Annotated in this window: 17 protein-coding genes; 2 read left to right on the top strand and 15 right to left on the bottom strand. The window is 64.8% G+C overall.

Translation table 11 applies throughout. The features are described 5' to 3' along the window. Window positions 1-98: 98 nt before the first annotated feature. The 4 genes from pgi to AC1ROK_RS13940 all read right to left on the bottom strand — a co-directional run bounded on the left by pgi (window position 99) and on the right by AC1ROK_RS13940 (window position 3526). Complete coding sequence (pgi, locus tag AC1ROK_RS13925; RefSeq protein WP_492847819.1) at window positions 99-1733, bottom strand: glucose-6-phosphate isomerase; 1635 nt, start codon at window positions 1731-1733, stop codon at window positions 99-101. Window positions 1734-1811: 78 nt separating this feature from the next. Then, a complete protein-coding gene (tgt, locus tag AC1ROK_RS13930) occupies window positions 1812-2939 on the bottom strand; it encodes a tRNA guanosine(34) transglycosylase Tgt (protein ID WP_492847821.1) in 1128 nt (375 codons plus the stop codon). A gap of 69 nt (window positions 2940-3008) precedes the next feature. Continuing rightward, window positions 3009-3299 (bottom strand): GYD domain-containing protein, encoded by a 291-nt coding sequence (locus AC1ROK_RS13935; protein ID WP_492847823.1) that lies wholly within the window; start codon window positions 3297-3299, stop codon window positions 3009-3011. A gap of 92 nt (window positions 3300-3391) precedes the next feature. Beyond that, on the bottom strand, window positions 3392-3526 hold the full coding sequence (locus AC1ROK_RS13940; RefSeq protein ID WP_492847825.1) for a hypothetical protein: 135 nt from the start codon (window positions 3524-3526) through the stop codon (window positions 3392-3394). Between the two features lie 202 nt (window positions 3527-3728). On the opposite strand from AC1ROK_RS13940, the gene AC1ROK_RS13945 reads away from it, so the two are divergent. Further along, a complete protein-coding gene (locus tag AC1ROK_RS13945; protein WP_492847827.1) occupies window positions 3729-4163 on the top strand; it encodes a hypothetical protein in 435 nt (144 codons plus the stop codon). Window positions 4164-4223: 60 nt separating this feature from the next. On the opposite strand, the gene queA is transcribed toward AC1ROK_RS13945, so the two are convergent. The 5 genes from queA to coaD form a co-directional block, all read right to left on the bottom strand. Continuing rightward, window positions 4224-5279 (bottom strand): tRNA preQ1(34) S-adenosylmethionine ribosyltransferase-isomerase QueA, encoded by a 1056-nt coding sequence (queA, locus tag AC1ROK_RS13950; protein ID WP_492847829.1) that lies wholly within the window; start codon window positions 5277-5279, stop codon window positions 4224-4226. After that, complete coding sequence (locus tag AC1ROK_RS13955; protein ID WP_492847831.1) at window positions 5279-5680, bottom strand: hypothetical protein; 402 nt, start codon at window positions 5678-5680, stop codon at window positions 5279-5281. The genes queA and AC1ROK_RS13955 overlap by 1 nt, the downstream gene beginning before the upstream one ends. Beyond that, the gene (locus AC1ROK_RS13960) at window positions 5677-6153 is read right to left on the bottom strand and encodes a peptidylprolyl isomerase (RefSeq protein WP_492847833.1); all 477 of its coding nucleotides are present in this window, start codon (window positions 6151-6153) and stop codon (window positions 5677-5679) included. Before AC1ROK_RS13960 ends, AC1ROK_RS13955 begins: the two co-directional genes overlap by 4 nt. 80 nt (window positions 6154-6233) lie before the next feature. Further along, a complete protein-coding gene (locus AC1ROK_RS13965; RefSeq protein WP_492847835.1) occupies window positions 6234-6809 on the bottom strand; it encodes a peptidylprolyl isomerase in 576 nt (191 codons plus the stop codon). After that, the gene (gene coaD / locus AC1ROK_RS13970; protein ID WP_326866811.1) at window positions 6809-7297 is read right to left on the bottom strand and encodes a pantetheine-phosphate adenylyltransferase; all 489 of its coding nucleotides are present in this window, start codon (window positions 7295-7297) and stop codon (window positions 6809-6811) included. The genes AC1ROK_RS13965 and coaD overlap by 1 nt, the downstream gene beginning before the upstream one ends. A gap of 125 nt (window positions 7298-7422) precedes the next feature. Here coaD and AC1ROK_RS13975 point away from each other — a divergent pair, with 125 nt between their 5' ends. Beyond that, window positions 7423-7629, top strand: a complete 207-nt coding sequence (locus AC1ROK_RS13975; protein WP_492847838.1) for a hypothetical protein — start codon at window positions 7423-7425, stop codon at window positions 7627-7629. Between the two features lie 13 nt (window positions 7630-7642). Here AC1ROK_RS13975 and AC1ROK_RS13980 read toward each other — a convergent pair whose 3' ends face one another. From AC1ROK_RS13980 to gyrA, 6 genes are all read right to left on the bottom strand, one after another. After that, window positions 7643-7945, bottom strand: coding sequence for a hypothetical protein (locus AC1ROK_RS13980; protein WP_492847840.1), 303 nt, complete (start codon window positions 7943-7945; stop codon window positions 7643-7645). Window positions 7946-8121: 176 nt separating this feature from the next. Next, window positions 8122-8739: a LysE family translocator gene (locus AC1ROK_RS13985; RefSeq protein WP_492847842.1), complete on the bottom strand. Its 618-nt coding sequence runs from the start codon at window positions 8737-8739 to the stop codon at window positions 8122-8124. A gap of 95 nt (window positions 8740-8834) precedes the next feature. Then, window positions 8835-9308, bottom strand: a complete 474-nt coding sequence (locus AC1ROK_RS13990; protein WP_492847844.1) for a hypothetical protein — start codon at window positions 9306-9308, stop codon at window positions 8835-8837. A 10-nt stretch (window positions 9309-9318) separates the two neighbouring features. Further along, window positions 9319-9939, bottom strand: coding sequence for a LysE family translocator (locus AC1ROK_RS13995; protein WP_492847846.1), 621 nt, complete (start codon window positions 9937-9939; stop codon window positions 9319-9321). A 167-nt stretch (window positions 9940-10106) separates the two neighbouring features. Further along, window positions 10107-11285 (bottom strand): S41 family peptidase, encoded by a 1179-nt coding sequence (locus AC1ROK_RS14000; RefSeq protein ID WP_492847848.1) that lies wholly within the window; start codon window positions 11283-11285, stop codon window positions 10107-10109. Next, window positions 11269-13956 (bottom strand): DNA gyrase subunit A, encoded by a 2688-nt coding sequence (gyrA, locus tag AC1ROK_RS14005; protein WP_492848373.1) that lies wholly within the window; start codon window positions 13954-13956, stop codon window positions 11269-11271. The genes AC1ROK_RS14000 and gyrA overlap by 17 nt, the downstream gene beginning before the upstream one ends. Window positions 13957-14197 lie beyond the last annotated feature (241 nt).

The raw sequence follows: 14197 nt of genomic DNA on the forward strand, positions 1-14197 counted from the left end.
CCCTGTCAGCACCATCGGCGCTGCGTCACCGAGTTCGACGAGCATGAGCTCTTCGGGCCACGTCGACCACAACCGAAGTCTCGGTCCAATGGCTTCACTCATTTCAGCTTCAAGTACGCGTCAACGAGGCCCCGCGTGGAGCTGTCATGGGCCGTTGCCTTCTCCGCGCCCTGCACCTTGGGCAGCAGCGCCTTGGCGAGCTGCTTGCCCAGCTCGACGCCCCACTGGTCGTAGGAGTTGACGCCCCAGATGGTGCCCTGCACGAACACCTTGTGCTCGTAGAGCGCGATCAGGCTGCCGAGCCGCTCCGGCGTCAACTTGGGGTACATCAGCGTGTTCGACGGCCGGTTGCCCGGGAACATCTTGTGCGGGGTCAGTTCCTTGATCCGCGCCTTGTCGAGGCCCTGCGCGCTGAGTTCCGCCACCACCTCGTCCTTGGTCTTGCCCAGCATCAGCGCCTCGGACTGCGCCAACACGTTCGCCACCAGCTTGTCGTGATGCGGCGGCAGCTGCTCATGCGGCTGCGCGGCGATCAGGAAATCCACCGGGATCACGTCGGTGCCCTGGTGGATCAGCTGGTAGAAGGCGTGCTGACCGTTGGTGCCCGGTTCGCCCCAGATGATCGGTCCGGTCGGGTAGTCCACGGCCTTTCCGGCGAGCGTCACCGACTTGCCGTTCGATTCCATGTCCTGCTGCTGCAGGTAGGCGGCGAAGCGGCTGAGCCGCTGATCGTAGGGCAGCACGGCGTGGGTCGAAAAGCCCCAGGCGTTCCGGTACCAGACGCCGAGCACGCCCATGATCACCGGCAGGTTCTTTTCCAGCTTGGTTTTGAGGAAGTGCTGGTCCATCTCGTAGGCGCCGCGCAGGAACGCCTCGAAATTCTCGTAGCCGACGGCAATCGCCACCGGCAGCCCGATCGCCGACCACACCGAATAGCGCCCGCCGACCCAGTCCCAGAAACCGAAGATGCGGTCGGACTTGATGCCGAAATCGGCGCAGGCCGCTAAGTTGGTCGAAAGGGCGGCGAAGTGATCCGGCACTGCCGCCTCACCCAGCGCCGATGCGATCCAGGCGCGGGCGGTTGCCGCGTTGGTCATCGTCTCGTCGGTGGTGAAGGTCTTCGAGGCGACGATGAACATCGCCCGCTTCGGGTCGAGCCCCCTGAGCACGTCATGGATATGGGCGCCGTCGACGTTCGACACATAGTGCGCCCTGAGGTCGGCCCGGGTGTAGGGCGCCAGCGCCAGCGTGACCATGGCCGGGCCGAGGTCCGAGCCGCCGATGCCGATATTGACCACATCGGTGAAGCTGTCGCCGCTCGAGCCCTTGATCGCACCATTGCGCACTGCGTCGGAAAAGCCCTTCATCGCTGCGAGGACGCCACGCACGTCCGGCATCACGTCCTTGCCGTCGACCATCACCTTCTTGTCGCCCATGTAGCGCAGCGCCATGTGCTGCACCGCGCGATCCTCGGTGATGTTGATGTGCTCGCCCTTCCACATCGCGTCCCGCCGTTCTTCGACGCCGGCAGCACGCGCCAGCTCGAACAAAGCCGCCATCGCCTTCTCGTCGATGCGGTTCTTCGAGTAATCGAGCAGCAGGTCGCCGGCCTTGGCGGAAAAGGTCTTGAAGCGGTTGGGGTCGCCGGCGAACAGTTCGCGCATGGTCGTCTCGTCGAGACGCTTGCGCGACTTCATCAGCGGGTTGAGGAGGGACTTGCGGGGGGTGGCCATGACGCTGTTCTCCGGTTCTTTAGTTGGTCGCGCGGTCGAACCGGAAAAGTCTGCAACCTTTCCTGACCACGCTCCATATCAGACGGCGGCGATGTCGCCCGCCGCCCATGTCGCTCGGGTTTGTGCCGCATAATCGGCGAACGTACCAGCCTCGATCGCCGCACGGGCCCCTATGCAGAGCTGCTGGTAGTAGCTCAGGTTGATCTGGCTCAGGATCATCGCCCCGAGCATCTCCTCGGTGCGGATCAGGTGGTGCAGGTAGGCGCGGCTGAAGCGGCGGCAGTTCGGATTGGGCGAGGTTTCGTCGAGCGGACGCGGATCGTCCTTATGCCGGGCGTTCTTCAGGTTGATGACACCGAAGCGCGTATAGGCGTGCCCGTGGCGTCCGGCGCGGGTCGGATGCACGCAGTCGAACATGTCGACGCCGCGCTCGATGCCGCCGAGGATGTCGTCGGGCTTGCCCACGCCCATCAGGTAGCGCGGCTTGTCGGTTGGCAGCTCCGGCGTGATCTCGCTCAGCACCCGGAACATCACTTCCTGCGGCTCGCCCACCGCGAGGCCCCCGATCGAGTAGCCGCTGAAGCCGATCGACTTCAGCCCCGCCGCCGACTTCGCCCTGAGCTCCGCATCGTCGCCGCCCTGCACGATGCCGAACAGCGCGCGGTGCGGCTGATGCCCGAAGGCGTCCTTGCTTCGCTGCGCCCAGCGGAGCGACAGCTCCATGGCGCGCAGCATTTCCTTGTGCTCGGACGGCAGCGGGATGCACTCGTCGAGCTGCATGATGATGTCGCTGTCGAGCAGGGTCTGGATCTCGATCGAACGCTCTGGCGTCAGCTCATAGGCCGTGCCGTCAATGTGCGAGCGGAAGGTCACGCCCTTCTCGGTGAGCTTCCGGAGCTTGGCCAGCGACATCACCTGGAACCCGCCGCTATCGGTCAGGATCGGCCGCTGCCAGTCCATGAAGTCATGCAGCCCGCCGAGCGCGGCGACGCGTTCAGCGCCGGGGCGCAGCATGAGGTGATAGGTGTTGCCGAGCAGGATATCCGCGCCTGTTTCGCGCACCTGTTCGGGGTACATCGCCTTGACCGTGCCGACGGTGCCCACCGGCATGAAAGCCGGAGTCTGCACATCGCCGCGGGAAGTGTCGATCCGCCCGCGGCGCGCCATGCCGTCGGTAGCCTGAAGGGTGAAGGAGAAGTCGGTCATGCGCGCCTATTAGCGGGACGGCGCGCGCCTGTCACCCCGCGGCGAGGGCTGCCCTCGTCCGCCCGGCGGTCAGATGCCTCCGATGACCTTGCGATAGTCGGCCTCGGGGAAGGCCTTGAGCGTCGTCGCCCGGATATTGCCGGCCATGCCCGTGCGCAGCACGAACGTGACGGCAGCCTCGTCATTGGGTGCATCGAGGATGCCCACCAGGTCATAGGCGCCGAAGGTCATGTAGATGGTTTCGAGAGTCCCACCGACGGCCTTGGCCGCCTCCTTGGCGGCATCATAACGCTTGGTCGACTCCTTGACGGTCTTGACGCCTTGCTCGGTCCAGTTGAGCAGCAGGATATATTTTGACATCTTCGCTCCTCCCTGTTGTCGAGGAGAACATCCCCTCGCGCCGACAGAATATCCCTACCGGCGACAGGCAGCAAACCGAACGATGTCTCTGGCTACTGGCCGAACGCCTCGCCGCTTCGCGGTACGTCGGGGCGCTGCTCGTCCAACGACTGCCGATAGCGGATACAGCCGCGCACGAATTGCGGCCAGTCCGGCACCATGATCTTCGGGTCGGTCCGCTCTGGCAACAAGTCCCGGAGTTGCGGGTGGTGCCAGCAGAGCCCATGCATGGTGTTCGCGGATGCCGGCTCGCAGCCGCATTGGACCCGGGCGTGGCGCAGACCTCACCGCCCGGCCCCCGCAACTGCTATCCCTACCCGACAAGGCCCTGTCCGATTTTCGCCATGCTCAGCCGCCACCCCTCGGGTGTTTCTGATTCCGAGGTTATTGATGCTGCGTGCTTTTCTGGTTGCCCTCACCCTGTCCGCGATCGTGCCTGCACTGGCGCAGGACGTGGATCCCATCGAGGGACACTACTCCGGTCATGGCGAAGGGGAGCTGACGGTCGATCTCTCAAATATCGAGGATGATCGTTACGCCATCTCGATCAACACTGTGACCCCCATGGAGAACGACATTCCGGGCTGCGGCGGCGGTATCGAGGGCGAGGTTCTTCTCTCCCAGCAAGGCGGGAATTTCTTCGTCGAGAACGAGTACTATGATCCAGCAGGCGGGCCAATCGCTGCCGAGCGCTACTGCGAGATCGGACTGGAGTTCGATGGACAGGGCGGTCTCAAGATCGAGGAACGCAACGGCTGCGTCGGCTATCACGGCGCGGCGTGCGGTTTCACCGGCACCTTGCTGCACGACGCTGCGGGACTTTGACGCCGCCAGTGCTCGCGGGGGGCTATCCCCGCGAGCAACTTCCTGCTCGTCGGAACAAGATCAATCTGCCCGGAACAGCAGACTGGCGTCGCCGTAGGAGTAGAACCGGTAACCGTCGGCAATGGCGTGCGTGTAAGCGGCGCGCATCGTGTCGAGCCCGGCAAACGCGCTGACCAGCATGAACAGCGTCGAGCGTGGCAGGTGGAAGTTGGTCATCAGCATGTCCACCGCGTTGAAGCGATAGCCCGGCGTGATGAAGATGTCGGTGTCGCCGACGAACGGCTGCAGCGTGCCGGTCGCCCGCGCTGCGGTCTCGAGCAGCCTGAGGCTCGTCGTCCCCACCGCAACCACTCGCCCGCCCTTCGCCTTGGCGGCGAGGATGCGCTCCACCACCGCCGCGGGGATATCGCCCCACTCGGCGTGCATCACGTGGTCGTCGGTGTCATCAACCTTTACCGGCAGGAACGTCCCTGCCCCCACATGCAGCGTTACCCGCTCGACGCTGACGCCCAGATCCGCCAGTTGCTGCAGCAGGCTTTCGGTGAAATGCAGCCCAGCGGTCGGCGCCGCCACCGCCCCATCGCGAGCCGCATAGACCGTCTGGTAGTCCAACTTGTCACGCTCTTCGGTGTGGCGCTTGGCCTCGATATAGGGCGGCAGCGGCATCGCGCCGTGCGCCTTGATCGCCTCGTCGAGTTGCGCCCCGCCGAGGTCGAACGCCAGCGTGATCTCGCCGGTGTCCCCCTTGCCGGTGACCGTGGCGGTAATCGAGCCATTGTCGCCCAGCTCCAGCCGGTCGAGCAAGTGCAGTTTCTTCGCCGGCCGGGCAAACGCCCGCCAGGTGTTTGCGTCCACCCGCTTATGCAGGTTGAAGCTGACATTGGCGCTGAGCTCGCCGCGGATCCGGGTGCCGGTGAGTTCGGCCGGCAGCACGCGGGTGTCATTCACGACCAGCACGTCACCGGCGCGCAGCAGGCGCAACAGGTCGGTTACCCGGCCATCCTCCAGCGGCTCGCCCGGCCGCACGATGAGCATGCGGGCAGAATCCCTGGGCTCAGCGGGGTGGAGCGCGATGCTCTCGCCGGGAAGTTCGAAATCGAAGTCGTCGACGCGCATCAGGGGCCGGTGCAGCTCACCGCCCAGGCGCCATAGCCCGGAATGCGGAGCGTGCCGCCATAGACCATGGCGTCGGCTTCGTTCGCCTTGAACAGGCGCAACTCGGCGACCTTGGCGGCCATGTTCTCATCGACCGCGTCGATCAGGATGGTATCGGCAGTCTCGAAGGCCTGCCCCACCGCAACCGGATCGCCCGGACCATAGGCAGCGCTGCTGGCCCACACCTTCTCGCCGGTCGAGACATTGAGGCCGGCGATCGACAGGAAGTCGGAGGAGCCGACGAGGAAGTCGAACGTCGCCGCGCCATCCGGCGCGACGCAGTTCACCCACTCCGTCGCCAGCGACGGGGTGGCAAGGCCGCAAAGGCTCACGATCGATGCGATTGCGGCCAGCCGGATCATTCGGCGATGTCCGCCGCGACCTTGACGGTGATCATCGAGTCCGGATCACGCACCGGCTCGCCGCGCTTGATCTGGTCGACGTTTTCCATGCCTTCGATCACCTTGCCCCACACCGTGTACTGGCGGTCGAGGAAGCGCGCATCGTTGAACACGATGAAGAACTGCGAGTTGGCGCTGTCCGGGTTCTGGGCGCGGGCCATCGACGCGACACCGCGGACGTGCGGCTCGGCGTTGAACTCCTGCTTCAGGTTCGGATACTTCGACGACCCCGTGCCGGTGCCGGTCGGATCGCCCGTCTGCGCCATGAAGCCGTCGATCACGCGGTGGAAGACGATGCCGTCGTAAAAGCCTTCGCGCGCCAGCTTCTTGATGTGCGCGACATGGTTCGGGGCCAGGTCAGGGCGCATGGCGATAACCACCTTGCCCTTGGTGGTCTCGATGACGAGGGTGTTCTCGGGATCGGCATAAGCCATGGTAGTTTCCTTATGTTGTCAGGCTCGCGAACCGCGGGACTGCAAGATCACTCCGGCCGCCCACGCTCCGCGGGCCTTGCTTACTTGTATTCGATCTTGGCGGAGATGATCTTGTCGGGGTCCTGGACCGGCTGGTCGCCGGCGCCCTTCTTGATCTTGTCGACGAATTCCATGCCCGAAACGACCTTGCCCCAGATGGTATACTGGCCATCGAGATGCGGCGCGTCGGCGAACATGATGAAGAACTGCGAGTTGGCGCTGTTCGGATCACTGGACCGGGCAGCGGCAACGACGCCGCGGGTAAAATGCTCGGCAGTGGTGAATTCGGCTGCGAGGTCCGGCAGGTCCGAGCCGCCCATGCCGGTGCCGGTCGGGTCACCGCCCTGCGCCATGAAGCCGTCGATGACGCGATGGAAGACGATGCCGTTGTAAAAGCCCTTCTCGGTGAGCTCGATCACCCGCTTCACATGGCCAGGCGCGAGGTCGGGTCGAAGCTCGATATCGACGATGCCGTCCTTGAGCTCGAGGATCCAGTGAGGCTTGCCCTCCTGGGCCTTGGCGGCCTGCGGAGCAGCGATCGAGACGGTGAAGAAGGCGGCGACCGCGGCGAGGAGAATGCCGAGGATGATGCCGGCGCGCTTGATGGGATCGGTCATTATTTCTTCAGTGCCTTCAGAACGATGGGCGGAACAAAGGCGCTGATGTCGCCTCCGAGCTCGGCGATCTGACGCACGAGCGTGGCCGAGATGTGGCGGACATGCGGGCTGGATGGCAGGAAGACCGTCTGCAGGTCCGGCGCCATCTGGGCATTCATGCCCACCATCTGCATCTCGAAATTGTAGTCGGTGGTGTCGCGCAGGCCACGAATGATCAGCTTGGCGCCGGCAGCGCGGGCCGCATTGACCATCAGGCCGGAGAAGTCGACGAACTGGAATTCGGTCTCGGTACGCTTGCCGATCGGCTCGAGCACGGCGCGCAACAGCGCCACTCGATCCTCATGGCTGAACAGCGGCTTCTTGGAATGGTGGGTCCCCACCGCGATCACCAGCGTATCGACCAGCTTGCAGGCGCGCTCGATGACGTCGAGATGGCCGTTGGTCAAGGGATCGAAAGAGCCGGGATAAAAGCCGACAAGTCTGGCCATGGCGGAGCGCCCTCCCCGTTGATGTTGCGGCGGGTTTTGTCACGGCAAGGCAATTCTGGCAAGCCGGGCAGACAGACAGCCGCGCGGCCACGATATACTGTCGATCCTGGCGCCGGGGGACAACGATGGCCGCGCTCTCCCTTCATCCGCGGTCCGAGATCCCGGCGACGGAGCTGCTCGCGCTGCTCACCAATCCCGAGGTCCGCCGCCACATGCCGCTCGCCGGCAACGACTGGGACGTGGAGAGCGCCGCCGCTTGGGCGCGCCAGGGACCCGGCCAACTGGACCACGCCGGCCAGCGCTTCCTGAAGTTCCGCCTCAGTGACAGCTGAGACCGCGCCCTTGTCACGCCTGCGGCAGCGCGGCGGCCCGGATCAGCCCGATGGAGTTGCCGATGCACTCGAGGGCGTGCTCCAGTGCCTCATCCATCTCGCGCGCCGAGAGCTCGAACTCGTCGATATAGTCCGAGAGCGGCAGTTCCAGCGTCCGCTCCAGCATGCGCACCACCGCTTGCCGTGCATTCTCGATGGGCAGGTGGATGCCTGAAGCAAAATAGATGGCGAGGTCGGCGGCCAGCGCCTCCATTGCCCGCGCGTAGGCTACCTCCGACGCCAATTGCACCTTGGCGGAGGCCGCTGCAACGACCATGCGAATCCGTCCCCTCATTCCTTCCGCATCGTGCGTAACCGGAATGTATCGGGTTGGGCAGCCCGGAAACCGGGTTGTTCGATCACATCTGTACGTCATTGACTTTGTGGAGTTTTCGAACCGGAACAGCTCGTGATCGCCGCCTTCGCGGGGACGGGCCCTTTTCTCAAGGCGCTCTAGTGATGCTGCAGCGCCAGCCAGAGCGCGGCGCCGATCAGAATCACCCCGGCGGTGCGGTTGACCAGCAACATCCGGTCGTCGCCCAGCGCCCCACGGGCCCGGGCGGCGAGATAGATGTAGACGCCGTCGGTGATCAGCCCCGCCGCCATCTCGATCAGCCCGAGCGCGATGACCTGCGGCCAGGCGGGGTAAGCCGGGTTGACGAACTGCGGCAGGAATGCCCCGAAGAAGATCAGCGCCTTGGGGTTGCTCCACAAGACGAAGAAACCGGCTGCCGCCTGTTGCAATGGCGAGCGCGCCGCAATCGGCCGGTCGGTGGCGATGCCGTGCCGGCTGGTGATGTAACCCCAGCCGATCCAGATCAGGTAGGCCGCGCCGACATATTTGATGATATCGAACGCCGCCCCAACGAACCCGGTCACGGCCTCGAGCGCCAGCGCCACCACCAGCACCATGGTGAAGCGCCCCACCTGCACGCCCGCTTCCATCCACAATCCGGCCGCCATGCCGCGGGCCAGCGAGGTGCTGACCAGCGCCGAGACGGTGACGCCGGGAACGATCACCACGACGAACGCGGCGATGACGAAGGAGATGAGGATCGGTAGATCAGGCATGGCGGCGCTCACCTAGCACCGCCCTGCAAACGGTGACAGTCCCGGCGATGGCGGCGGTCTCTCTAGCCTGCCGACAACGTAGATCCGATCCGGGTTCAGGCTCCGATGTTGGAGGCCTCGTATTTCCTGGTGAACGTCACGCCATTGAAGGTGTGTGTGCAACAGGCGCATGACGGCTGCATCTCTTCCACCCGCAACGACGGGTCGACAATCGCAAGTCGGTTGTCTTCATCGACGTAGAGACCGCTGTAGTACGAACTCTCTCCGATCCGCACCCGCGGCTGGCGGTCGCTGATTGATCGAGCTACCAGCCAGTAGATAGGCTCCTCTCGGTCGAGGCGGCTCGCGGCGACCCGGTGCACTTCGTCCCAGTCGTCACCTATTCGAGAAAGCAGGAATTTGAACAACGGGGTATAGTCGAGCCCGCGCTGCATCTTGCCGCGCATCGCCCCCCGGTCGAAGCGATCGTCCTTGCCTCGTGACGAGCTGTAGTCCCCACCACGACCGTGATGCACGCCGTGGGCAGTAGTGTTCACGCGGCGATAGAGGGGTTTGTCATGCCGCACCATCCATCGTGTCCTAGCTGCGCTTCTGGAACGCCAGCCAGACGCCGCCGATCATCAGGATCACGCCCGACACCCGGTTCATCATCCGCACCCGCGCCGTGGTCAATAACTGCCGGGCGCTGCCGGCGATCACGGCGTAGACGCAGTCAGAAGCGGTGGCGACGGCCATGACGATCAGCCCCAGCACCATAATCTGCTCGAAGGCCGGGCGGCTCATGTCGATGAACTGCGGCAGGAACGCCCCGAGGAACAGCAGCGTCTTGGGGTTGGACCAGTTGATCAGCGCCCCCTGCCAGATGTAACGGCCGAGGGGCAGCTTTTCGCCCGGCGTGCCCATCTCGAGCTTGCCCGACGAGGTGAACATCTTGAAGCCGATCCACACCAGATAGGCCGCGCCGGCGAACTTGATGATGGTGAAGGCCTCCGACACCAGTGTCATCACCGCATCGAGCCCGACCGCAACGATGAACACCATGGTGAGCATGGCGATCTCGGTGCCGAGGATGGTCAGCAGGCCCGCTTTGGTGCCGCGCGCCAGCGAATTGGCGACCACCACGGTGACCGATGGTCCGGGCACGATGGCGAACAACAGGCAGGCGAGAACATACGGAAGAAGGATGGCGGAATCGATCATCGGGGGCTCCGGGTCGTTAGGCTGGCTCGCTCCAACGAGCCAGCCACAACTATCGCTGCGCCGCAAGCAGGGTCAGCAACCCGCGGCGAGCAGCAGGACTTTCCGCCCCTACGCCGGATATGTCAATGTGTTTCCGCAATTCCGACGCATACTGTCAATAGTGTCCGTTATTTTTGCGCCATTATCATCAAACAGCCGTTGAGAACACGGTCGCGTCGTTCGCCGAAATCCGCAGCCTGCTGGACAATTGCGATGTCCGGAGCAATTCCGACGCCTTCGAACACGCCGCCATCCGGGAAGCTTTCGCGTTTGGCCCCAACCCAGGCGTGAAACCCGCCGCCGAGATCGATGTAGTGCGGCTGCCCGCTGCTCCCCGCGGTTGCCTCACCCACCAGCACACCGCGCCCATTGTCCTTGAACGGCATGGCAAAATCCTCGGCTGCCGATCCGACTGTGCCGTCGATGAGGATGGCCAACGGCCCGCGATGCGCACCGGCAATGGGTTCGTGCCGGGGCGCATTGTAGGTAACCGGCTCAGGTGTTTCCCCGTGGGCGCGCCGCAACGTCGTGGTGCTCAGCACCGTGGACCGCCAGCGCCGATACGGCCGATCCATTAGCGCCGCGAGCAGGCTAAGCGGCGTGTTACCGCCCCCGTTGCCGCGCAGATCGATGATCAGCGGCGCGTCACCATCCAGCCCTTGGACGGCCTCGACCGCCGCGGCTTCGAAGCGCGGATCGTCGAAGCTGAGGATCTGCAGCACCGCGACGCCGCCTTCATACCGCACCCGCGGCAGAGGCACCTCGACCGCCGGCCAATCCGCCTTGGCGACAGCAAGCCTCCCATCGTCCGCAAGCCCTAGCGTGATCGCCTCCGGCAACAGGTGCCGTCGATAGAACAGCCTGTCGGCCGCCGCCCTGTCACTCGAGGCTGCGAGGTAGGGACGCACCCGCTCGAACAGCTCGGCCATCGGCACGCCATCAAGGGTCTCGACCACGCTGCCCACCGGCAGCTTGGCATGTCGGCTGCTCGTCACGGTCCACCGCCCGTCGAGCGGCCGCAGCATCAGCCCGAACGACCGCCCATGCCGCTGCATCACCCAGTCGTCGTGAAAGCCGCTGTGCCCATTGCGCAGTTGCGCCATCAGCCGCTGATTGGCCAGGACGAAGCCCAGCCGCGTCTCGGCCGCCAGCGCCTCGTCCAGATAGGCGTCGAACGCTGCGTCGAAGTCTAGATCGGGCACCGCTTCCCAATGCACGAAGCTTTGCTCGATGGCTGAACGCAAACGGGCGGCAATTGCCGCCCGCTGCTTGATCGAGACTATGTCGCCGTCAGGCGGCGGTGCCATCGCCGGGCTCATCGGCCTCCGGTTCGGCATCCTCGCCTTCCGGCTCGCTGATCCGCTCCACCGAAACCACCTTCTCGCCATCTGCGGTGTTGAACACCGTGACGCCCTGCGAGGAGCGGCCGACAATACGGATCCGGTTGTCCGGGCCGGCGTCCACCGGCACGCGGATCACCTGGCCGCCATTGGTCACCAGCATGATCTGGTCGCCATCTTCCACCGGGAACGAGCCGACCAGCGGGCCGTTGCGCTTGTTCACCGCCATGGCGACGATGCCTTTGCCGCCGCGCCCGGTGATCCGGTACTCGTGGCTCGAGGTGCGCTTGCCGTAGCCGTTCTCCGAGATGGTCAGGATGAACTGCTCGGCGGCCGACATCGCCGCATAGCGCTCCTGGCTCAACTCGCCCGCCGGCACCGCATCCTCGGCGTCGTCGGAAACCTCCTCGGTCTCGCCCTCGCCGCGCACGGCGCGGCTCATCTTCAGATACGCGGAGCGCTCCGAAGACTCGGCGTCGAAGTGGTGGATGATCGCCATCGAGATGATGCGATCGCCCTCGGCGAGACTGATGCCGCGCACGCCGGTCGAGTCGCGGCCCTTGAACACGCGGACCTCATCGACCTGGAAGCGGATCGCCTGCCCCAGCGCCGTGGTCAGCAGCACGTCGTCATTGGCCGTGCAGGTGGCGACATCAACGATGCCGTCGCCTTCATCGAGCTTCATGGCGATCTTGCCGTTCTTGTTGATCTCGACGAAGTCGGCCAGCGAGTTGCGGCGCACCGTGCCGCGTATCGTCGAGAACATCACGTCGAGCTGCTGCCAGCTGCTTTCATCCTCAGGCAGCGGCATGATCGAGGTGATGCGCTCGCCCGGATCGAGCGGCAGCATGTTGATCAGCGCCTTGCCGCGGGCCTGCGGCTCGCCGATCGGCAGGCGCCACACCTTCATCTTGTAGACCTGCCCGGCCGACGAGAAGAACAGCACCGGGGTATGGGTGTTGGCGATGAACAGCCGGCTGACGAAATCCTCGTCGCGCGTCGCCATGCCGGAGCGGCCCTTGCCGCCGCGGCGCTGTGCTCGATACGAGGTCAGCGGCACCCGCTTGATGTAGCCGCCATGGGTCACGGTCACCACCATGTCCTCGCGGGCGATCAGGTCCTCGTCCTCGAAGTCGCCGGCCGCCTCGTCGATGACGGTCAGGCGCGGCGTGTTGAACTGCTCCTTGATCTCGGTCAGCTCGTTGCGGACGATCTCCATCACCCGCTCGCGCGAGCGCAGGATGCTCAGGTACTCGGAGATATCGGTACCTAGCCCGTTGAGTTCGTCGCCGATTTCGTTGACGCCCAGCGCCGTGAGCCGGCTCAGCGTCAGCGCCAGGATGGCGCGCGCCTGCTCGTCGCTCAGCTTGAACGTGCCGTCCTCGTTCATCCGGTGGCGCGGGTCGTCGATCAGCGCAATCAGCGGCGCCACGTCACGCGCCGGCCAGTCCCGCGCCATCAGGCGCTCGCGGGCCGTGCCCGGGTCCGGCGAGGTGCGGATCAGCGCAATGACCTCGTCCACATTGGCTACCGCAACCGCGAGGCCGACGAGGATATGAGCGCGGTCGCGCGCCTTGTTGAGCAGGAACCGGGTGCGTCGGGTGACCACTTCCTCGCGGAACTCGAGGAAGGCCGCAAGCATCTGCTTGAGGCTCATCAGCTCCGGCTTGCCGCCGTTCAGTGCCACGAAGTTGCAGCCGAACGAGCCCTGCAGCGGGGTGAAGCGATAGAGCTGGTTCAGCACCACATCGGGCACCGCATCGCGCTTCAGCTCGATGACCACGCGCATGCCGTTGCGATCGGATTCGTCGCGGATGTCGGAGATGCCCTCGATGCGCTTGTCGCGCACCAGCTCGGCCATCTTCTCGATCATCGTCGCCTTGTTCACCTGATACGGAATCTCGGTGATGATGATCGCCTCGCGCTCCTTGCGCATCTCCTCGGTATGGGCCTTGCCCCGAATGAGGATGGCGCCGCGACCGGTCTCATAGGCCTGGCGGATACCGGAACGACCAAGAATGATGGCGCCGGTCGGGAAGTCCGGTCCCGGCAGCACCGTCATCAGCTCCTCGGTAATCGCACCGGGGTTGTCCATCAGCATCAGGACGGCGTCGATCACCTCACCCAGGTTGTGGGTCGGGATGTTGGTCGCCATGCCGACGGCAATACCGCTGCCGCCATTGACCAGCAGGTTCGGGAACCGCGCCGGCAGCACCGTCGGCTCGCGCTCGGACGCGTCGTAGTTGTCCTTGAAGTCGACCGTGTCCTTGTCGATGTCATCGAGCAGGCTGTCGGTCACCTTCTCCATGCGCACTTCGGTGTAGCGCATGGCGGCCGGCATATCGCCATCGACCGAGCCGAAATTGCCCTGCCCGTCGATCAGCGTCACGCGGAGCGAGAACTCCTGCGCCATGCGCACCAACGAGAAATACACCGCGTCGTTCGAGTGCGGGTGGTATTTACCGATCACGTCGCCAACCACGCGGGCCGACTTGCGGTGCGGGCGGTTCCACACATAGCCCTGCTCGTGCATGGAATAGAGGATGCGCCGGTGCACCGGCTTCAGCCCGTCGCGCACATCAGGCAGAGCCCGGCTCACAATCACGCTCATCGCGTAACTGAGATAGGACTCGCGCATCTCGTCGCTGATCGAAATCGGGGCGATGTCGGAGGGGAGCGGCGCTGAGCCGTTCGGGTCGTCGGTCTTGTCTGCCACGGGGCCGTTTTCGAACTATGAAACCTGAGGGAAGCTTTAGGCGATTCCCGTTCCGAAGACCAACCGGCGCGGGGCTGCCGGCAAGGATGTCCACGGTATTGGCAACAGGCGTCGCGCTGCGCGTCCGAATATAGTGACGTGGGTTTGCGGCAACTTTGGGCCG

Source organism: Devosia sp. GW821-FHT12F11, assembly GCF_058806655.1.